Genomic DNA, 21325 nt, shown 5'->3' with positions numbered 1-21325 from the left:
GAAGCCGTAAGCTGTATGAGGGTTAATCGTTCAAATCAGTCAGAGAATAAGAATTTGAGATGAGAATTGCTTTATTTACCGAAACCTTTTTACCGAAAGTTGATGGCATTGTCACCCGCTTACGCCATACGGTGGATCATTTACAACGGAATGGCGATGAGGTGTTGGTGGTTTGTCCCGATGGAGGGTTAAAGGAACATAAGGGTGCAAAGGTTTATGGACTTCCGGCTTTACCTTTGCCGATGTACCCGGAGTTAAAAATGGCTTTTCCCCGGCCTGCCATTCGCAAAAAACTAGAGAATTTTAAACCGGATTTAATCCATGTGGTGAATCCGGCGATTTTGGGGTTGGCGGGGATTTATTACGCTAAAATGCTTAATCTGCCCTTGGTGGCTTCTTATCATACCCATCTGCCTCAATATTTACATCATTATGGGTTTGGGGCATTAGAGGGGTTTTTGTGGGAATTATTGAAAGCGGGGCATAATCAAGCCCAGTTGAATTTATGCACTTCAACGGCCATGGTAAAGGAATTGAGCAGTCATGGCATTGAACGGGTTGATCTCTGGCAACGGGGGGTGGATACGGAGATGTTTCAGCCTCATTTGGTGTCGGCTAAAATGCGCGATCGCTTGTCCCAAGGCCACCCCGATGCCCCCTTATTATTGTATGTGGGTCGCGTCTCCCCCGAAAAGGAAATTGAACGCATTAAACCCATCCTCGAAGCCATTCCAGGAGCCAGGTTAGCCATTGTAGGGGATGGACCCCACCGGGCCACCTTAAAACAACATTTTCAAGACACTCCCACTAATTTTGTGGGTTACTTACAAGGGATGGAACTGGCCTCCGCCTTTGCCTCAGCCGATGCCTTTGTCTTCCCCTCCCAAACCGAAACCTTAGGACTGGTGGTATTAGAAGCCATGGCCGCCGGATGTCCCGTGGTTGCCGCCAATTCCGGCGGTATCCCTGATATTGTCACCGATGGGGTGAATGGTTATTTATTTGAACCCAACACCGCTAACGGGGCCATAGAAGCCACTCGTCGCCTATTAGCCGCCCAAGAGGAACGGGAAACCCTGCGGGCCAATGCCCGTAAAGAGGCGGAACGTTGGGGATGGGCAGCGGCCACCCAACAACTGCAAGACTATTATCAGAAAGTATTGGTGAAGTCTTCTTTGTCTCTGGTTGCTTAATGAAGTAGCCTCTACTTTGCTTGGCAACAGAAACTTTTTGCCCGTTGGCACGAAACGAAAGGTTGATTCTTAGAATAAAGGAGGATCATTAACCCCTCACCCAAGTCCCCAACCGTCATTTATTTGAGGATACCCTAGAAGCACAATGGCAACAGTGTCAGCAAACCCAAACCGCCCTCGCCCTTTTATGTGTCGATATTGATTATTTTCGGGTGTTTAATGATGAGTATGGTCATTTAGTCGGAGATGATTGTCTGCGAGAAATTGCCAATCTCATTGTTGATTGTGCAAAAATGATGTCGGGTTGGGTCGCCCGCTATGAGAGCGATCAATTTATGATTATCCTCTCAGACACCCATCTTCCCTATCTCCCCCATCTTCCCCATCTCCGCCATCTTCCCTATCTCCCCCAACTCCCGACTAGAAAACAGGTTCAACTCTCAACTATCCACTTCCCCGACTCCTCAACAAATCTAAAATAATCCGGAGAGACGTAGAAAACCCAGAAAAACAGAAATAAGGACTGGGGAATTTACTGCATAGAGGATAAGGAACAGTGTCTTACTCACGGATTGGACGATTGCTTAATCATCGTTACAAAATTAGTCAAGTGTTAAGTGCTGGTGCATTTGGGCGAACTTATATTGTCCACGACACCAGTCAACCGGGACGACCCCGCTACGCCGTTAAGTGTTATCAGTCAAATCAAGATTATCCCAATCTCCTCAAGACCAGTCGGCGTGTTTTCGTCACGGAAGCTGAAACCCTCAAAAAACTGGGCAATCACCCGCAAATTCCGCGTTTTATTGATTGCTTTGAAGGAAATGGGAGCTTTTATCTGGTTCAAGAATTAATTGAAGGCCAACCCCTCAGTGCCGAGTTAGCTTGGTTGTCCTGTAGTTCACCCCAAGAACGAGAAGCGCAGGTGATCTTTCTCTTGCGGGATGTCTTGGAAGCGTTGGACTTTATCCACGCCCAAGGGGTCATTCATTGCGATGTGAAGCCTAATAACATCATCCGACGCAGCAAGGATGGGAAGTTGGTTTTAATTGATTTTGGGGCTTCTCAACCTGTTCGCCCCCCTAGAAGTAAGAAAAAGATTATCAGTACCTTACCCACCCAGTCCACAGTGGCGGTGAGTCCGTCGGGGTATTTGGCCGCAGAACAGTTAATCGGGGTTCCCTATCCCTGTAGTGATATCTATGCTTTAGGGATCATTGCCATTCAAATGTTAACCGGGTTAGACCCGGCGAAATTGCAACTGAATTTAGAAACCAGTGAGGTGAACTGGCAGGATTATTTAACGGCCAAGGAGGTTCCGAATTATAGTGAGGAACTGATCACCGTTATTACTAAGATGGTTCGGTATGACTATAAAGAACGGTATCAGTCGGCCCGGGAAGTGTTGGCGATTTTGAAACCGTTGATTCAAAAGGCCCGTAATATTGTGATGGAGTCCTCCCAGCGTCCCCTTGAAGCGGTTACAGAGCAGGGAACACCGGAGGTGGCGACGTTGTTTGTGGCGGATGGTAAGAGTGAGTTTGAAGATTGGAACGAAATTACCGAAGAATATCAAGCTCTGTTAGAGGAAGCCACTGCTAACGTTACGCCAGAGAAGCCGGAGTCGTCTTTAGAGAAGCGGCGGACTCATTCGGAGTTAAAGCCCTCGATGATTGGTTTATTAGCCAAAATGGGGATTGTGGTGGCGATTCTCAATGCTTTTGCCATTGCCTTGGGGATTTATACGTTAATGGATAGTCGGGCGACTGAACCGGGGGAACGGCGGTTAGCGGAGGCGCAGAAAGCGTTTCATGAGGGGGAAATTGAGGATGCGATCGCCATTGCCCAATCCATCCCCATTGATAGTCCGGTCTATCCCTATTCCCAAACCGCTATTGCGGAATGGCAAAATGATTGGTCTAAAGCCTCTCTCCATTACCAAGCGGCAGAAAACGCCTTTAACCAAGAAGACTGGCAAACGGTCTTGACGGAGGCCGGAAAAGTCCCTCAAATTGCCCATTGGCAAGAGAAACTCCGTCCCCTCCTCCAGAAAGCCCAGATCAAAGCTGAGGCCGAAGCCCGAACCCTCCTCCAAGAAGCCTTTGATCAGGCCGCCCAGAAAAACTTTACCCAGGCCCTGGCCAAACTTCAGCAAATTTCCCCGGAAACGGAAATTGGGGCAAAAATCGCCCCGAAACTGGAAGAATACAGCCAAAAACAGCGTATTCGGGCCATGGCCTTACTCCAACAAGCCTATAACCATGCCCAAGATCGGGAATTTAAGGAGGCCATCACCGTCCTCGAACAAATTCCCCCCAATACTCCCGCCGGGAATATTGCCCAGGAAAAACTGACCGAATATGCCCAGAAACAGAAAGTGCGCGATCGCGCCGCCTCCTCCCAGAGAAGTCAGGTTTTAGGCAAAAACGCCAACCCCCCCCAACCCCTCAGCCAACTCAACCCCGGCATTCACCTGCAAGAGGTCCCCAGCTTAGACCAGGCGGCCTGGGGATAACTAGGTTAAGTTAGAGAAAACATCATCTTGGAACTCTAAAGGGATTTCCAACATCTTATACAGTTAAACCTACAAAAAACACCAATTCACAACATCGGAGTTAAAAAACAATGGGTCTTCGCACACTATCCACTTTAAGCGCGTTACCAGCCTTAATCGGGCTAAATTTGTTCCTTCGGGCAACCGTCACCCAAGCGATTCCCAGTTATCAAATTAGCGTCAACTTCCCCCAACCCTCCTCTGGGGGGTCCAACGTCAGTCGCACCTCCGGAGGGGCCTCCCGGGCCGGAGATTCCTGTGTCGTCGAAGGAGAAGAAGTCACCCCTCTCACCGTCCTCATGCCCCAAGATAACATCGGCACAACCCTTGCTCCCGACCCCTCCCTCTACGTTTACGTTCCCCAAACCAAAGCCACCGAACTCACCGCCGAAATTGTCATCTTAAAAGAAGGAGAAGAAACCGCAAGTCGTTTCCCCTTTAACCTAGAAGAAGTCTATGTGGCCGAAGCCCTTCCCGTCCCCGATAGTCTCAACCAAGGCGGCCAAATTGTGCGCTATGAATTAGACGGGGCGGACTTAGAAGTGGGAGAAACCTACCAATGGACTCTCGCCATCGTTTGTAACCCCGATGACCGCAGTAAAGATGAAGTCGTCAAAGGTCAATTTGAACGCCTTGAACCCGCCAACCTGTCCCTCGTTGCTAACCCCTCGGAACTCGACCCCTCCTTACTGGCCGAAAAAGCCAACGAATACGCCCAGAACCGACTGTGGAATGAAACCCTAGAATATACGGCGCAATTGCGACAATATCAACCCAATGAATGGGAAAACTTACTGCAATCGGTGGATTTAGAGCATTTAGCCGATATTCCTTTTGCTCAATAAGCTAAAATACCTCTAGACAGACAATCCCGAAATCGGGAATTTTCTCAACTAACCTTGTCTTTAAAAGCCCCTTCCTGAGCAATCATTGTTCCACTGTTTTCACCATGACCCAATGACTGGGATCGGAAGGGGTTCACTCATTGAGGGATAAATATGAATTGGGAGCAGTGGAAAACAGGACTATGGCAATGGCGAGGGGTCTGGATTACCGCCCCCACCGTAACCTTAATTGTGATTTTATTACGCTGGGCCGGACTCTTACAGGCATTAGAATGGTCAGCCTATGACCAATTTTTGCGCTTGCGTCCTGCCGCAGAAACTGACTCTCGCATTGCCATTGTCGGCATTACCGAGGACGACTATCGGCAATTAGAACAGGTCATTTTACCCGATCAAATTTATGCCGATTTAATCCGTAAATTAAACGCCCAAGACCCCTTAGTCATTGGCTTAGACATTTACCGAGACCAACCCGTAAATCCCGGTCATCAGGAATTAGTCGAGGTCTTTGAAACTACCCCTAACCTGATTGGCATTGAAAAAGTGATCGGCGATCGCGCCCGAGAAACCGTCGGGCCCCCTCCCGTCTTAGCCGAAAAAGGCCAAATCGCCTCCAACGACGTAATCCGAGATGCCGATAACAAAGTCCGTCGCGGCCTCATCGGTGTCTTTCGCGGCGAAAACGGCGAAGAATTCTTTCCCAGTTTTGCCTTTTACCTAGCCGCCTCCTACCTCCAATCCCAAGACATTGGCATTAACCTCCTCGAAAGCGAAGACCCCAACTCCAACTGGTGGGAATACGCCCTCGGCGAGACCGTCATCCCCCGTTTTCGCGCCCACGACGGGGGCTATATTCGCGCCGAAGATGGCAGTTATCAAGTCCTCCTCAACTACCGAGGAGGGGCTAATTTATTTGAAATGGTCTCCCTCATGGATGTCCTCGACAACAACATCCCCGACGACTGGGCCACAGACCGCATTATCTTAATCGGGGCCGTCGGTGAAAGTTCCAATGACTTCTTCTTCACCCCCTACAGCAGCGGCCTCCTCTCCCTCCCCGAATTAATGGCCGGGGTGGAAGTTCACGCCAATTTAACCAGTCAACTCCTGAGTGCGGTTCTCAATGACCGTCCCTTTATTCGCACCCTCCCCGAAGCCGTAGAATGGTTATGGATTTTCTTCTGGGCCGGAGTGGGGTCCACCGTCGCTTGGACTATGCGCCATTCCGGGAGTACCCAAAACCAGTTAGTCAAACAAATCGGGGGTTTAGCCTTTGCTGGAATTTGTCTCTGGGGGAGTGCTTATATAGGTTTAGTCTATAGTTGGTGGATTCCCGTTATCCCTTCCTTTGTCGCCTTAATCTTATCCACAGGGAGTATTACCGCCTATATTGCCCGCACTGCCGGAGATATTCGCAAAACCTTTGGCCGCTATCTCACCGATGAAGTGGTCTCTACCCTCCTGGAAAATCCGGAAGGGTTAAAAATGGGGGGAGAACGTCGCAAAATCACTATTTTCACCTCCGACTTACGGGGGTTTACCGCTTTATCAGAACGTCTTTCCCCGGAAGAAGTGGTCAAAATCCTCAATTTTTATTTAGGTTATATGGCCGACACCATCACCACCTATCAAGGCACAATTGACGAGTTTATGGGGGATGGGATTTTAGTGTTATTTGGGGCCCCAGTCCCTAGGGAAGATGATTCCAGACGGGCCATTGCTTGCGCGATCGCTATGCAGCAAGCCATGAAAACTGTTAATGTCCAAATGCGAGAATGGGGACTCCCTGACCTAGAAATGGGCATTGGGATTAATACCGGGGAAGTCGTTGTGGGCAATATTGGCTCAGAAAAACGCACCAAATACGGCATTGTCGGGTCTCAAGTTAACCTGACCTATCGCATTGAATCCTACACCACAGGCGGCCAAATTTTAGTGGCAGAAAATACCCTGAAGGAAGCGGGGCCAGATATTAAAATCAATGGGGAAAAGGAAGTCATGCCCAAAGGGGTTAAAGAACCCATCACGATTTATGATATCGGGGGCATTGGGGGAGAATATAATCTCTTTTTAGAGAAAGAAGAAGAAGTCTTTTTACCCCTCAAAGAACCGCTTTTCCTGCGTTATACGGTTCTCGATGGAAAACATATTAGTAAAGACACCCTCCCCGGCCAACTGCTGCAACTCTCCGAGAAAGGGGCTTATATTACCCTCAAAGGAGGGGAACAAGAGAATGGTAAATCCCCAACCGTGACTGAGGATAACCCCCCTCCTGAGAAACCCGAACCTCTGAAAAATATTAAATTAGTTTTTGTTAATTTGGGGGATACTCCTGAACTGCAAGAAGACCTCTATGCTAAAGTGCTAGAGAAGGAAAGTCAGGAGGACGGAGGGTTTTACATTCAGTTCACCTCAAAGCCACCGCGCATTAATGAGAAATTACAACAACTCTATGACAATCTAAAACAGTAATTAGAACATTTTACAACTTTAAAATGGGTATGAGGTTATTATTTTTAGGGTCGGGTTCAGCTTTTACAGTGGGGGCGGATAATTATCAATCTAACCTATTGTTAACGAATGATGCTGGAGAAAATTTATTAATTGATTGTGGTTCAGATATCCGGTTTTCTTTATACGATCAAGGGTTATCTTATCACGATATTCACCATATTTATATTAGTCATCTCCATGCTGATCATGTGGGGGGAATGGAATATATTGGCTTAACGACGTTATTTGATCCCCAATGTAAAAAACCGAATTTATATGTGAGTAAAGATGTTGCCCATGAATTATGGGATAGAAGTTTAGCCGGGGGAATGCAGTCCATTGGTAATGATTTAGCGGATTTAAATACGTTTTTTACTGTGTTTAAAATTAATCGCCAAGCGGGGTTTAGTTGGAGTGGAATTCAGTTTAAGTTAGTGCGAGTGATTCATATTCATAATGGTTATTATTTAATGCCGAGTTATGGGTTATTTTTCGAGATTCATGATCAGAAGATTTTTTTAACAACGGATACTCAGTTAAGATTGGAGGAAAATGGGCAGTTTTATGAAGAAGCGGACATTATTTTTCATGACTGCGAAACGTCCAAGTTTCCGAGTCCGGTTCATGTTCATTATCAAGAGTTAGCTAAACTTCCTGAGCATTTAAAGGGTAAAATGTGGTTGTATGGTTATCAACCAGGAGAGTTGCCGAATGCTAAGAAAGATGGGTTTTTTGGGTTTGTTAAACGAGGACAGGTTTTTGAATTTACTTAATTCTAACGATTGTTAATTGGTTAAGTAATAACTGTTAATTGTTAAGGGGCTACACTTCACCCAACCTCCTCTTAACTTAATCCTCAACTGGTAACAGTTACTAATTACTAATTACTGATTACTGGGAATCAATTCCTAGGAACAGTTAACCAATGACTAAAAAAATGCTATAATGGTGGTTTTAGTGACAGTCGAAGCGACAAGCCAGATTGAGAAGATCATCTGGTTTGCTGTGCTATTTTTGATTCTTCTTGCTGCTGTTGCTGTCTCTGAAAGTCATCCTATTCAATGATCCATGTGGCTGAATTTAATACAAAACCTCTTAACGATTTTCGATGAACGTTTCACCCAACTGGTAGATTTTTTATTTGCAATTCTCTTTTTTAAGATTGCTGGATTTCCCTTTATTATTCTTTGGATTATTGTGGGGGGAGTCTTTTTTACCCTTAGAACCAATATTGTCAATAAAGGGGGATTAACTCACGCCATTGATATTGCACGGGGGAAATACGACGAGGCCGACGAAGAAGGGGAAGTGTCATCCTTTCAAGCCTTAGCCACTGCGTTATCGGCGACAGTAGGGTTAGGGAGTATTGCGGGGGTTGCGATCGCAATTTCCATTGGCGGTCCAGGGGCATCCCTGTGGATGACTTGTGCCGGACTGTTGGCCATGAACGTCAAATTCGTAGAATGTACCCTCGGCCAAAAATACCGACTCCGAAACCCCGACGGTACAATGTCCGGCGGTCCCATGCGCTACATCTCCCAAGGGCTGGCCGAAAAAGGACAAGAAACCCTCGGAAAAGTTTGTGCTGCCGTCTTCGCCGTCTTTTGCGTGTTTGGGACTTGGGGAGCCTGTGGAATGTTCCAGGCCAGTCAATCCTATCAGGCCGTCGAGCAAGTCATCCCGGTATTATCCGGTTGGATGTATGGCTTAATGTTAGTCGCCCTAGTTGCCTTAGTTATTTTAGGGGGCATTGAGCGCATTGGCCAAGTTACAGGTTGGATCGTACCAATTATGTGCGGAGTTTATGTCCTGACTGCCCTATTGATCATCTTGCTGAAACTCGATCAACTCATTCCGGCCTTACAAACCATTATTAGTGATGCCTTCACCCTGAAAGCCGGGGCTGGAGGGTTACTCGGAACAGTAGTGCAGGGATTTCGCCGGGGGGCGTTTTCCTGCGAAATGGGCTTAGGTTCAGCCGCGATCGCTCATTCTGCCTCTCGACAAACCGAACCCGTGCGAGAAGGCTTTATAGCCAGCTTAGAACCCGCGATCGCCACCGGATTTGTCTGTAATATCACCGCCCTAGTCATCGTCATTACCGAAGCCTACCAAGTCCCCGAATACGCCGACTTTGGCGGAGCGCAACTCACCAGCGCGGCCTTTGGTAGCGTCATCGGTTGGTTTCCCAACGTCTTAGCCATTGCGGCAGTCTTTTTCGCCTTCTCCACGATGATTTCCTGGGGATATTACGGGGAACGCTGCTGGGACTATCTCTTTGGCCAAGAGACCATCGTGATCTATAAAGTCCTACTCCTAGGGTTTATCTTTCTGGGAACAATCACCAATCCCCAATCCGCCATTAAATTTAGTGATGCCATGTTACTTTCCATGTCCTTCCCCAATATCTTGGGGTTATACCTCCTAAGCGGCAATCTCAAAGCCGAATTAAAGGACTACATCCACCGACTCCGCACCGGAGAAATTGCCCCTGTAGAATCCGTAGAGTCCGTATCCTAGGCAATTTCTCCCCATCACACTGGAATACAGGTAGAATCACCCCCTAGGGTGAGATCAATCACATCAAGTCCCAATCGCTGAAACCCTGTCATATCAAACTTTTTCATCTATATTTCTCCCCCAGTTTATAAAAACTTCATACTGGGTAGAGTTCTTGTAAAAGTTTCATCAAGAATCCTATTTCCCTCTACCCCTTTTTAGGTTTTTCGTAGAGAATATAAACATAGGACAGAAGAAATCAGTATTCAGTAAATCTTACACAAGAGCTTAGGAGATAATATTATGTCACTCTCAATCAAAAAAGTATTACTCGGAACCGCACTCACTGCCGGATTAGTTGCCACTGGTGCAGCAGAGGCATTAGCAGTGGACATCACCTCCACCATCACCGCCGATAACTTCTACGGACTATACACCGGGAATGAAGATGGCAGCGTCTTAGACTTGATCGGTCGGAACGAAATGGGAGATAGTGGCAACCCCGGACAATATAACTGGTCTGAAGCAGAAACTTGGAATTTCCAAGCCAGTCGAGATGACTATCTCTATGTGGTCACTTGGGATGATCAGAATGTTGCCGAATCTTGGATTAGTGAATTTGATATCGGTGACGATACCGTGTTAACCGGGGCAGATGACTGGGAATTCATCACAGGTGGATTACATACCTACGACAGTGCCAACGAACTGCCCGGTGACTCTGAGTTAAACAGTTTCATCAGCCAAGGCGGTTGGGCCGATACAATCAAAAGTGCCGATCATGGTGATAATCCTTGGGGAGTCATTGAGGGAATTTCTACAGAGGCAGACTGGTTACAAACCGCGTCTCATGAAGAAGGCAAATACACTATTTTCCGCACCCAAGTGAAAGATGTTACTGTGCCTGAACCCGCTTCTCTCTTAGGGTTACTCGGTGTGGGGGCTTTAGGAACTTCCCTCCTGAAACGGAAAGCAGAGTCCTAGGAGATTAGCTCAGACAGGAGAGCAAGACCGCAGCAAATCGTTGATCTAGATTTCTCTCCGTTGACATAGCATCACAAGGAGGTAGGACAAGTCCTACCTCTTTTTGCATTAAAACCTAACATAGGGCTTGCCGAAAAAGCCCAACATCCTCAAGCCTTGGGTTGAAACCCAAGGCTAAGAGCTTAAACCCGTTCAAAACGGGTTAGGACTCTAGCTGTGATACTATTAGAGGTGAATTGACGCTCCCATCGCGCTCAAGTACAGATCAGCTTACTTGTGAGCTTACTTGTAAGGCAAATTTCCCCCTGCCTTTTAAACCTTCTGCCCTCTGCCTTCTAAACCCTCTGCCCTCTGCCTTCTGCCTTCTAAACCCTCTGCCTTTTAATGTTGAAACCTCTGCAACGCCATCGCTTCTATTACGGGTTAATTCCTCTTTTAGCGGGAGTTACTATGGGGTTAACGCCGGCCCCGGTGAATGCCTTTCCCCTCGCTTGGGTGGCCTTAATTCCTTTGTGGCGGTGGGGGCAACTGGGGTCTTGGCGACAGGCTGCGTGGTATGGCTTACTGTGGGGGGTGGGGTATCATGGGTTAGCCTTGGCTTGGATTACGGGCATTCACCCGATGACTTGGTTGGGGGTGTCTTGGTGGAATAGTATTGCGATCGCAATTTTTGCCTGGAGTTTCATCACCCTCTGGGGGGCCGCCCTCGTTGCCCTCTGGGCCCTCTTATTCAACCAACTCCAACCCACCCACAATAAAACCCTCAGTGGCAGTTTGTGGCGCGTTTTACTAGGGACAACCCTCTGGTGTGGGTTAGAAGTCATCTGGCGAGCAACGCCCCTCTGGTGGTCGTCTCTGGCTTATACCCAAAGTCCCCATAACTTACTCATCCTACACCTAGGGCAACTCTCCGGCACAACCGCCGTCACCGCAGCCCTAGTCTGCGTCAACGGCCTCCTAGCAGAAGCTCTCGCCTCCCGTCACCGCCAAACCCTCTTAACTCTCGCTCTCAGTAGTTGTCTCCTGTTTCATGGTTTCGGGTGGACTCTGTACCGTCAACCCCTAGCCCAAGATAACCCCATTCGGGTGGGCATTATACAAGGGAATATTGCCAATGATATTAAATTATCCGCCACAGGTTGGCGAAAAGCCCTCACCGGATACACCGATGGATATTTGCAATTAGTCGAACAAGGGGCCGAAGTCGTCTTAACCCCAGAAACCGCGTTACCTTTCTATTGGGAGGATATCACCCGTCAACAACAATCCTTTTATCAAACGGTGAAACAACAAGGGATTCCCGCTTGGTTAGGGGCCTATGGGAAAGTTGGCCAGAATTATACCAATAGTCTCTTTACCCTAACAGGAGACGGGGAAACCCTGAGTCAATACGATAAAGTAAAACTCGTTCCCCTTGGGGAGTATATCCCCTTACAAAACCTCTTAGGCTCATTCATTGATCGGCTTTCTCCCCTCGATGCTCATTTAATCCCCGGCCAACCCAGTCAAGTCTTTGATACTCCCTTTGGTCGTGCCATTGTCGGCATTTGTTACGAGTCGGCCTTCGATTACCATTTTCAACGACAAACCCGACGGGGAGGGGAATTTATCCTCACGGCTTCTAATAATGCCCACTATAGCGAAACCATGCCCGCCCAACACCATGCCCTGGATGTGATGCGAGCCATAGAAAGCGATCGCTGGGCAGCCAGAGCCACCAATACCGGATATTCTGCCATTGTCACCCCCCACGGCCAAGCCCTTTGGAGATCGGGCATCAATACCTATGAAACCCATCTCGGTACAATTCATCGCCGCACCACCCAAACTTTCTACGGACGATGGGGAGATTGGTTAATTTGGGTATTCTTAGCGGTAACGGGACTCCTCTGGGTGATCCAGTTTCGGCAAAAGGGATAATCCCTCAACAAGCGGATTATCGCTCAATTCGGGTCATTACTGAATTAAAATAGCAGCAACAGAAGAATCCTTCACTTAGGGTTGGCTGCATTATAAGTCAAACCTTGATCCTTCAAGGTTTGCAGGACGTTGAGCTTTAAATAAAGAACCCGAATTTTGTGCTTTTTCCCTTGGGCAGACTGTCTCCCGTAGAGACGAGACACTTCTTGATCTATTAACAAACCCTCCCATAACTGTCATTCGTGGGATGTTCCAGTCCTCCCTAACCGGACTCATCAATGGCTTTGCGGATACTGTATTTCGAGCAACTTACAGTCTGCTTGTCCAACGTCAGTCTGCCTCCTGCTTTCTCTAGTTCCACCCACCCTAAAATAATGATATTGCCTTGAAGGCAACTCATCGGGAGTTCACTTGAGTTGATTTAACTGGCCTATGACATTATGACTTCCTCTAAAATTCACCCCCTTCCCGTGATGGCCGCCACCGCCGTTTTTACTGTGTTACTCTTAGTGGTTGGTCTCTTGGACCGGGCCGAACAAAGTCGGTTTCAGCAAACGAAGCGAGCAACGGTTTTGCACAAAAGCAGCACAGTCCGGGCTAATGTAGAAGGGTTTTTAAACTCTCGCTTATTTCTGACACGGGGGTTAGTGGCCTATATTGCGACAAACCCCGATCTCTCGGAGAATAGGTTTGATGCGATCGCAGCCCACCTCCTCCGCCAACAATCCCAGATTAGCCGGATTTCTGCAATTCAAGGGACAATGATTCGCTACACTTATCCCGATAGCCAACAAGAGCAAATTATTGGGGCTGATCTCAGTGAAATTCCCCAACAACAACAAGTCCTCAACACCATTCAAGAAACCCGAAAACCCGTGGTAGCCGGGCCGGTTCCCCTAGTTGAAGGGGGAGCAGCCCTGATTAATTTTACCCCGGTTTTCCTCTCCCCAGACCACCCCACCCAACCCGGCCAATTTTGGGGGGTGGTGACGACGTTAATTGAAGAAGAAGACCTCTTTGAGAAAACCGGACTCACGAACCCAGACAGTTCCGTAAAATATGCTTTGCGGGGACGCAACGGCCCAGAGGCCACCGGAGCAGTTTTTTTTGGGGAGGGGGACCTGTTTCAGCAAAATCCTGTCACCCTCGACATTGCCCTCCCCAATGGGTCCTGGCAACTGGGGGCCATTCCCCGAACAGGCTGGCCCACTTACTCCCCCCAAACCCCTTGGGTTCGCGGAACTGGGGTTTTATTTGCCCTTCTGAGTGCGGTGGTGGTATATATGCTGGTGAATGAACCTATCCGCTTGCGGAAGTCTAATCAACGCCTCAAGAAGGAAATTCAGGACCGAGAACGAACCGAGGCCGCTTTGCGAGAGTCGGAAACTCAACTCCGGGCCGCGAAACAAGCAGCAGAACAGGCCAATGAGGCTAAAAATGAGTTTCTCTCGAATATGAGTCATGAATTGCGAACGCCTCTGAATGGCATTCTCGGCTATACCCAAATTATGCAACGGGCTAAAAATCTCAATGAGCATCGACCAGGGATTAATGTCATTCATCAATGTGGGTCTCATTTGCTGATTTTGATTAATGATCTGCTGGACTTCGCCAAAATGGAGTTAGGCCATCTGGAATTGTTTCCGGTGGATTTTCACTTCCCCAATTTTCTCCAGAGTATTTTGGAACTCTACACCCTCTATGCCAGTGAAAAACAGGTGACGTTTCATTATGAGAGTAGTGCGCAGTTACCGAGGAGTATTTATGCAGATGAAAAACGTCTCCGTCAGGTGTTGATGAATTTATTAAGTAATGCGGTGAAGTTTACCCATCAGGGGAGTATTCGCTTTACGGTGACGGTGTTAGGGCTGCCGAAACAGGAACGGGGTGCGGCGGCTAAATTGCGGTTTGCGGTGCAGGATACGGGCATTGGCATGAGTCCCCAGCAATTAGAGCGTATTTTTTTGCCCTTTGAACAAGTCCGAGGGGCTATAAAAGAGGGGGAAGGGACGGGGATGGGGTTGGCGATTAGTCAGCATATTTTACATTTGATGAATACTCAGCTTTTTGTCACCAGTCAGGTGGAGGAAGGGACAACGATCTGGTTTGATGTGACGTTTCCGGTGGGGACCGACTGGACTAGGGAGGAAAGTCCGGTGCAAGAGGTGGACAGGACTCAGGAGGAGGGGTTGGTTTTGCCCCCGTCGGCGGAGTTGGCTACCCTTTATCATGCGGCGAAAATTGGGGATATTGATGCTATTGAGTCTGAGGCCGAACGACTTCAGGCTTTAGACCCGGTGTATGGGCGTTTCTGCGATCGCATTTTACAATTATCCCAAGAGTTTGCTGAACGGGAAATTCTCGCGCTGATTGAACGGGCTTTTTCACCGATGACAGAAGAGGCAGAATAGGTTAAGGTCTCCTCAGTATTTTTGCGGTTATAAGCTGCAAATCTTACCATGAAAGGGTTTGCGGGTCAAGCCTTGTTTTTCTCTCACCCTCCCATTATCACAAGTTTTTCACAATTTTTATGTAACTTAAAAGAAGTCTGAGCCAATACGCTCAAACTTCAGGAAATTCTCTATATAAATTTTTATTATGTCTAACGCCAAAAACCCTCTAGCTGAAATTTTTAGTTTTTTTAAGGGCATTAGCAAAAAACAAGGCACAGGTCAGTTAAAATTAACTGCCAATCAAAACCAGTGGGAGTTCTTTTTTTTCCAAGGCCGGATGGTGTACGCTGTCACCCCAGAACATCGGGTGCGCCGTTGGTTGCGTTCCTTGAAGCAACAAAACTGTTATGATCTCCTCAAGGAGTCCTATGGAGAGACGGAAAATTATAGTCCTTGGGAGTATAGTTTCCTCTTACACGCGCTGCAACATCAAAAAATGTCTCTCCAGAAAGCGCGGGGGGTGTTAGAAAACACGGCCCGGGAGGTGATCTTTTCTCTCTGTCAACATAGGAATATTTCTGGGAAATGGTCGCCGGGATGGGAGTTAAAAGCCTATGCGTCTGCGGACTTGGGGTTAACCTTAACGGAGATGAAAGGGATTTTTGCAGGGGTGCATAATTTGGGTAAACAATGGCAGTCGTTAGGGTTAGACTTAATGTACTGCGATCGCGCCCCTTCTCTCAACATTACCGAGTCTCTCCCTACCGAAAAAAGCAATAGTCTCCTCAACTTGAAACCCCTCCTCAACGGCAAACGCACATTTTGGGATTTAGTGGTACAGATGAAACAACCCCCCGAAGCGGTAACTCGTCTCATTCACTACTACATTAAGCAAGGGGTGTTAGAGTTTCAAACCGTGGGTGATATCAGTCTCCCCAAACCCCAACCTTCTCCCTCTCAACCCCAACCCCAGTCCCTCAAACCCCGTCCTCTAGTCGCTTGTGTGGATGATAGCAAGCAAATGTGTCATCATCTTGAACAAATGCTAACTCAAGCGGGATATCGCTGTCTCTGTCTCCAAGACTCTGTGAAAGCCTTACCCCAACTGGTACAAGAAAAGCCTGATTTTATTCTCTTAGATTTAGTCATGCCTGTGGTGAATGGCTATGAACTTTGTACCCACCTGAGACGCATTCCCGCTTTTAAAAATACTCCCATTGCTTTAATGACTGGGAATAGCAACATGATGGATAAAGTCCGGGCCAAGTTGGCCAAAGCCGATGAATTGTTGGCAAAACCCGTTAAAGGAGAAACCTTGCTTCCTCTCTTAAAGCAGTCTCTGGCCCAGAAACCTGCGAAAAAATCTCCGTCTCTCCCCACTCCTGCTCAACCTCAACTTTCCATGGCCAGTTAGTTGCCTTCCTAGACTCCTCTTTCCCGTCTCCCTTCTGCTTTAGAATAAATAAGGGTGAAATCAAAGTTGATTGTGAGTTCAGAGCAACAAGAAGCCTTTCAAAAAAACTACCAAGCCGGAATGGTCGCCCTAGAACGGGGCCAATATCGTGCTAGTATCGCTTATCTAGAGGAAGCTGTGGGGTTAGTGAACCCCTATTCTCGCAAAGGGGGAGAAGTCCAGCTTTTACTGGTGAGTGCTTATCAAGCGGCCAATGATCTTGAAGCGGCCACTACCCTATGTGAAAAACTCCTCCGTCATCCCTCTCCCTCCACCAGTCAACAGGCGAAGAATTTACTCTACATTATTAACGCCCCCGTGTTAAAACGGCCAGAGGAGTGGATGACGAAAATTCCCGATTTAAAGCCTATTGATGAGAGTTCGGTGGTTAACCGTTACGCAGCGAGTAAGACAAAAAAGCGCAAACCGAAACCAAAACCCGAACCGGAAATTATTGATCCTAGTGAGATTAATACCAAGGATAATTTTTTTGTTGGGGTAGCGGTGGTGTTGGTTGTACTAGGCTTTGTGGCGTTTGCGGTCTGGGGAGGATAGCATGGAGTGTATTGTTGTTCGCACCTTTTGATGACTGTTTCTTCTCTTGAACCAACGACCCTTAAAGCCGGATTTCACGCGCTTTCGGATACTTTGCGGTTGCAGATATTGGAGTTATTGCGATCGCAAGAATATTGCGTCTGTGACCTCTGCAACCTCCTAGAAGTCAGCCAATCTAAACTCTCATTCCACCTCAAAACCCTCAAAGATGCAAACCTCATCCAGTCCCGACAAGAAGGCCGTTGGATGTATTACAGCCTCAATTTAGCCCAATTTGCCCTCCTAGAGCAATATCTAGCCGACTATCGCCGTTTTACCACCCTCCGTCCCGCCACCCCCTGCGAAAATCCTTAACCCCCATTTCACAAATCAAAAAAATTTGATATATTAAACCTATCAAGAAAACTTGATAGGTAGGTTGGGTGAAGCAAAGCGCAACCCAACAGGAGTTTATTAACCGTCCAAAACCAAAAAAATTTCCCCAACATATCAAAAAAACTTGATAAGTTTCCATCTAACCAATTCCCAAAAACATGACCCTCAACCAAAACGCCGTCCAAGCAGGCGGCACATTAAACTTATTTGAAAAATACTTGACAATATGGGTACTTCTGTGCATAGGAATAGGAATTATTCTCGGTCGTCTATTCCCCAACATCGCAGACACCCTAGACTCCCTGAGTGTTTATAATGTCTCTCTCCCCATCGCAGTTTGTCTCTTTTTCATGATGTATCCCATCATGGTCAAAATTGACTTTTCCCAAGCGATACGTGCCGCAAAAACCCCCAAACCCGTCCTCCTAACCCTGATTGTCAATTGGTTCATTAAACCCTTTACAATGGTTGTCTTTGCCCAATTTTTTCTCGGCAACTTATTCGCCCCTCTTTTACAAGAAACTGAACTAATAAGAGGAACAGAAGTCACCCTCGCCAACTCCTACATTGCCGGAGCAATCTTATTAGGAATTGCCCCTTGTACTGCCATGGTTTTAATGTGGGGATACTTGTCCTATAGTAACCAAGGCCATACCCTAGTTATGGTAGCCATGAATTCCCTTGTTATGCTCTTTGTTTATGCTCCTTTGGGCAAATGGCTACTCTCCACCAATAACTTAATTGTTCCTTGGCAAACTATTGTTTTTTCCGTCTTAATTTATGTGGGACTCCCCCTCGCTGCGGGAATGTTAAGTCGTAATTGGGTGTTACAGAAAAAAGGTCGGCAATGGTTTGAACAAGTGTTTCTCAAGTATGTTAGCCCCGTTGCCGTCATTGCTCTCCTAATTACCCTAATTTTACTCTTTGCCTTAAAAGGGGAATTAATTATCAATCATCCCCTCCACATTTTGTTAATTGCCATTCCTCTATTCCTGCAAACTAACTTTATCTTTCTCATCACCTACTTGGCAGGATTAAAACTTAACTTAACCTACGAAGACGCTGCCCCTGCGGCCTTAATTGGTGCAAGTAATCATTTTGAAGTCGCCATTGCCACAGCAGTGATGTTATTTGGCTTAAACTCTGGTGCAGCATTAGCCACCGTTGTCGGTGTTTTAATCGAAGTTCCGGTGATGTTAATGTTAGTCGAAATTTGTAAACGAACCGCCCCTTGGTTTCCCAGAGAACCTGAAAAAGCGACACTCCTTGATCCCCGTTGCGTTAACTCTTTTAAATAACCATGAAAACCGTAATGTTTGTTTGTAAAAAGAACTCCTCTCGCTCCCAAATGGCGGAAGGCTTTGCTAAAGTCCTTGGTGCGGGTAAAATTGCTGTACAGAGTTCCGGTTTAGAAGCAAGTGAAGTCAACCCCCACGCAATAAAAGCGATGGAGGAAGTGGGAATTGATATTAGTCAACAGACTTCTAATGGGTTAAGTGAATTTAACCCGGATGACTTTGATGCGGTAATTTCCCTCTGTGGGTGTGGGGTAAACTTACCGCAAGAATGGGTAGTGCGAGAAGTGTTTGAAGATTGGCAATTGGCTGATCCGGCAGAAAATCCAGAAATTTTCCCAGCAATTCGAGATAAAATTAAGCAGCGTGTGGAGGGGTTAATTGAGAAGTTGAGTTAACGGGTTGTCGCACCTCCGCTAATGACAGGAATACATCCAACGGTAGGGGCTGATTGCATACACATTTCCAAATTAAAAGGATAGTCCAATGAATCTAAAAGCGGTTGATGCGATTATTTTTGATATTGGGGGCGTAATTCTCAATATTGAATACAATAAAACCATCGCGGCCTTGCGTCGCGTATCCCAGTTAGACATTGCCCGTCTTTATTCCCAATATCAACAGAGTTCGCTGTTTGATGATGTGGAGACGGGTAAAATTTCGGGAGTGGAATTTTTAGCTGGGTTAAAATCCCTGTTACACTGTGATTGTGCCGATGCAGTGTTACTGGAAGCGTGGAATGCGATGCTATTAGATATCCCCCCAGAGCGCATCGAGTTGTTAGCATCCCTGCGTCACCACAAACGGACTTTTGCTCTCTCTAATACTAACGAACTTCATGCAGAGGCATTTGAGGGGATTTATGAACAAACTACTGGCCAACCGCGAGCGACGTTTGCTGAGTTATTCGAGCAGGTGTATTATTCTCATGTGCTGCGCGATCGCAAGCCTAACCCTACCATATTCCAACGAGTCCTCAAAGACAACCAGTTAACCCCAGAGCGCACCTTATTCATTGATGACTCTCCCCAACACATCAAAAGCGCAAAGACAGTGGGGTTACAAACCTTACATCTCACTGGGGGAAAGAGTTTGTTAGATTTAGATTGGCCTGATCTTTAATCCATGAAACTCCCTGAAACTGTTATTATTGCAGATGCTAAACTAACGCAATATTTACTTGTGAGGCGAGAGCAAGATGATAAATCTAAATTTCTTGCCCAAGCTGGATTCACTCAAGATAACTCAGAAAAACTGAAAACGGCTCTTTTAAAATTAATCCAAACTCAAAATGCGATCGCAGATCGAAAAAATGAGTACGGCACGTTTTATCGTGTAGAAGGTAACTTAGAAAGAGAAACAGGAACACTAGCCAGTGATAACAATTTGGTTGGAACGTGCAATCGACGGTAATGTTCAATTTATCACCTTAAAACCCAAGAAATAAAGGAGTGCATAATGGAACTATATCAAAGAGTTGCCCTGAATCAAGACTTTCCTGAATATCATCTCAAACAAGGCGATATCGCTACCTTGATTGATACAATTCCTCATCCCCATCAGGGAGAAGACGGCTATATTCTAGAAGTTTTTAATGCACTAGGGGAATCAATAGACACTGTAATTGTCCCAAAATCAGCCGTTTCTTCTCTAAAAGCGAACGAAATTTTATCTGTTCGCTCATTTGTGACTGTCAACTCTTCATCCATTTATGATGGAGAGACAAAAATTTAAGGACAAAGTTCTGCGGACCAATCTTGATGGCCCCGATAACAGGTAAATTGCGATCCAGCCCAGACTAACTCCCAAGTCTGATTGTATTCCATGACATAGCGATCGCGCATTCCCCGAACCGAATCATCCGCCAACCCCACAATTTCTACTGTGATCACCGCTTTACCCGCTTCAGGATATTCAATTTTATACGTTTCCGACTGACGGCCTTCCCGACTCTGGTTTAAATTCTGTTCCATCAGTTGCAACGCGAAATCTTGCGGTTGTGTTTCCTCTGTGAGGTTGTAAGTATTTTCGACGCGATCTAAAGAGATAGGTTTATAGTCTGAACGCTCACTTTCTTGGGAAACCGCAGTACATCCGGCTTGCAGACAAAGTAAAGCTGAGATAACAATGGCACGTTTCCACATAGTTTAAGTTAATTCTGTTTCAATTTCTACGTTTTAATCCTGCGGCCATCCGTCTAAACCCGCATTAGCAAGGTCTTGTAACTCTTGATCGCTTTCGTAAATTTCAGCATAAAGAATGGCGGATTTTTCCAAGTCATCCCTGCTGAATGCAAGTTTGAATTGGGCTAAGACCGTCTTATATAAACATTTTACAGTCTTTTTATCCTGTAGGGACAATTCATGAATTGCCCCTACACCCAAATCAGAGGGGATTTAAGGATTTTCTTCAGTTGGTAAAAATAAATGTTTAAAAAGAGCAGCAGAAATAATTACAGTTTTACCTAATTCTTGAACCTCCTCAAAATCTTTATCTCCAGTGATTTAAAAATCCGCTTGACTTGCGATCGCCAGTTCAATAAACTTAGAATCTTTGTGATATGTTTCAATCCCTCATAGGGATTAAGAATAGCTGTACCCTGTTAATTCCGCTACTTCTTGGGGTGTTTTCCCCTGACTGATGTACCAAATAATTTGGTAATGACTTCTTTGTACCCCTTCTTTAGCGGCTCTATATTTTTCGTATAGTTCCTCTGTACTCAAATACGGTTCTATTGTCACTTTTTTTGGCATTTTTCCCTTTGCA

19 protein-coding genes and 3 pseudogenes are annotated in these 21325 nt (G+C 46.5%); 18 read left to right on the top strand and 4 right to left on the bottom strand.

The genetic code is table 11. The features are described 5' to 3' along the window. Positions 1-59 precede the first annotated feature (59 nt). The 9 genes and pseudogenes from PN462_RS22920 (at position 60) to lnt (ending at position 12488) form a co-directional block, all read left to right on the top strand. Entirely contained in the window at positions 60-1193 is a 1134-nt protein-coding gene (locus tag PN462_RS22920; RefSeq protein WP_272131181.1) for a glycosyltransferase family 4 protein, read from the top strand. Positions 1194-1345: 152 nt separating this feature from the next. After that, a pseudogene (locus PN462_RS22915) lies at positions 1346-1675 on the top strand (GGDEF domain-containing protein); the annotation flags it as partial. A 74-nt stretch (positions 1676-1749) separates the two neighbouring features. Further along, positions 1750-3708: a serine/threonine-protein kinase gene (locus tag PN462_RS22910; RefSeq protein WP_272131180.1), complete on the top strand. Its 1959-nt coding sequence runs from the start codon at positions 1750-1752 to the stop codon at positions 3706-3708. A 110-nt stretch (positions 3709-3818) separates the two neighbouring features. Next, positions 3819-4592, top strand: coding sequence for a DUF928 domain-containing protein (locus PN462_RS22905; protein WP_272131179.1), 774 nt, complete (start codon positions 3819-3821; stop codon positions 4590-4592). Between the two features lie 153 nt (positions 4593-4745). Further along, complete coding sequence (locus tag PN462_RS22900; RefSeq protein ID WP_272131178.1) at positions 4746-7064, top strand: CHASE2 domain-containing protein; 2319 nt, start codon at positions 4746-4748, stop codon at positions 7062-7064. Positions 7065-7087: 23 nt separating this feature from the next. After that, the gene (locus tag PN462_RS22895) at positions 7088-7858 is read left to right on the top strand and encodes an MBL fold metallo-hydrolase (RefSeq protein WP_443029265.1); all 771 of its coding nucleotides are present in this window, start codon (positions 7088-7090) and stop codon (positions 7856-7858) included. Between the two features lie 295 nt (positions 7859-8153). Further along, on the top strand, positions 8154-9605 hold the full coding sequence (locus PN462_RS22890) for an alanine/glycine:cation symporter family protein (RefSeq protein ID WP_272131176.1): 1452 nt from the start codon (positions 8154-8156) through the stop codon (positions 9603-9605). Positions 9606-9887: 282 nt separating this feature from the next. Continuing rightward, positions 9888-10568 (top strand): PEP-CTERM sorting domain-containing protein, encoded by a 681-nt coding sequence (locus PN462_RS22885; RefSeq protein ID WP_272131175.1) that lies wholly within the window; start codon positions 9888-9890, stop codon positions 10566-10568. 384 nt (positions 10569-10952) lie between these two features. Continuing rightward, positions 10953-12488: an apolipoprotein N-acyltransferase gene (gene lnt, locus PN462_RS22880; RefSeq protein ID WP_272131174.1), complete on the top strand. Its 1536-nt coding sequence runs from the start codon at positions 10953-10955 to the stop codon at positions 12486-12488. 71 nt (positions 12489-12559) lie between these two features. Here lnt and PN462_RS22875 read toward each other — a convergent pair whose 3' ends face one another. Both PN462_RS22875 and PN462_RS22870 read right to left on the bottom strand, forming a co-directional pair. After that, complete coding sequence (locus PN462_RS22875) at positions 12560-12709, bottom strand: hypothetical protein (protein ID WP_272131173.1); 150 nt, start codon at positions 12707-12709, stop codon at positions 12560-12562. Positions 12710-12750: 41 nt separating this feature from the next. Then, positions 12751-12888 carry a hypothetical protein gene (locus PN462_RS22870; RefSeq protein WP_272131172.1) on the bottom strand — a complete coding sequence of 46 codons (138 nt, stop codon included), beginning with the start codon at positions 12886-12888 and terminating at the stop codon, positions 12751-12753. A 40-nt stretch (positions 12889-12928) separates the two neighbouring features. Between PN462_RS22870 and PN462_RS22865 the strand changes: the two genes are divergently transcribed. The 9 genes and pseudogenes from PN462_RS22865 (at position 12929) to PN462_RS22825 (ending at position 20293) form a co-directional block, all read left to right on the top strand. Continuing rightward, on the top strand, positions 12929-14899 hold the full coding sequence (locus tag PN462_RS22865) for a sensor histidine kinase (protein ID WP_272131171.1): 1971 nt from the start codon (positions 12929-12931) through the stop codon (positions 14897-14899). 187 nt (positions 14900-15086) lie between these two features. Continuing rightward, a complete protein-coding gene (locus PN462_RS22860; RefSeq protein ID WP_272131170.1) occupies positions 15087-16295 on the top strand; it encodes a response regulator in 1209 nt (402 codons plus the stop codon). Between the two features lie 72 nt (positions 16296-16367). Further along, positions 16368-16889: a tetratricopeptide repeat protein gene (locus PN462_RS22855; protein WP_272131169.1), complete on the top strand. Its 522-nt coding sequence runs from the start codon at positions 16368-16370 to the stop codon at positions 16887-16889. Between the two features lie 30 nt (positions 16890-16919). Then, on the top strand, positions 16920-17243 hold the full coding sequence (locus PN462_RS22850; RefSeq protein ID WP_272131168.1) for an ArsR/SmtB family transcription factor: 324 nt from the start codon (positions 16920-16922) through the stop codon (positions 17241-17243). 179 nt (positions 17244-17422) lie between these two features. Continuing rightward, entirely contained in the window at positions 17423-18562 is a 1140-nt protein-coding gene (gene arsB, locus PN462_RS22845) for an ACR3 family arsenite efflux transporter (RefSeq protein WP_272131167.1), read from the top strand. Positions 18563-18564: 2 nt separating this feature from the next. Beyond that, on the top strand, positions 18565-18957 hold the full coding sequence (arsC, locus tag PN462_RS22840; protein ID WP_443029264.1) for an arsenate reductase, glutathione/glutaredoxin type: 393 nt from the start codon (positions 18565-18567) through the stop codon (positions 18955-18957). 88 nt (positions 18958-19045) lie between these two features. Then, positions 19046-19681, top strand: coding sequence for an HAD family hydrolase (locus tag PN462_RS22835; protein WP_272131165.1), 636 nt, complete (start codon positions 19046-19048; stop codon positions 19679-19681). A gap of 3 nt (positions 19682-19684) precedes the next feature. Further along, positions 19685-20006, top strand: a pseudogene (locus PN462_RS22830) (DUF6883 domain-containing protein). An 8-nt stretch (positions 20007-20014) separates the two neighbouring features. Further along, on the top strand, positions 20015-20293 hold the full coding sequence (locus PN462_RS22825) for a DUF4926 domain-containing protein (RefSeq protein ID WP_443029267.1): 279 nt from the start codon (positions 20015-20017) through the stop codon (positions 20291-20293). Here the strand turns inward: PN462_RS22825 and PN462_RS22820 are convergent. Further along, positions 20290-20703 (bottom strand): hypothetical protein, encoded by a 414-nt coding sequence (locus tag PN462_RS22820; protein ID WP_272131162.1) that lies wholly within the window; start codon positions 20701-20703, stop codon positions 20290-20292. The genes PN462_RS22825 and PN462_RS22820 overlap by 4 nt on opposite strands. Positions 20704-21141: 438 nt before the next feature. Beyond that, a pseudogene (locus PN462_RS22815) lies at positions 21142-21325 on the bottom strand (IS630 family transposase); the annotation flags it as partial.

Origin of the sequence: Spirulina sp. CS-785/01, from assembly GCF_028330525.1 — a bacterium.
Classification (GTDB): Bacteria; Cyanobacteriota; Cyanobacteriia; order Cyanobacteriales; family Spirulinaceae; genus JAQMSD01.
The sequence above is the reverse complement of the archived record's forward strand: the minus strand, read 5'-3'. Positions and strand labels throughout refer to the sequence as shown.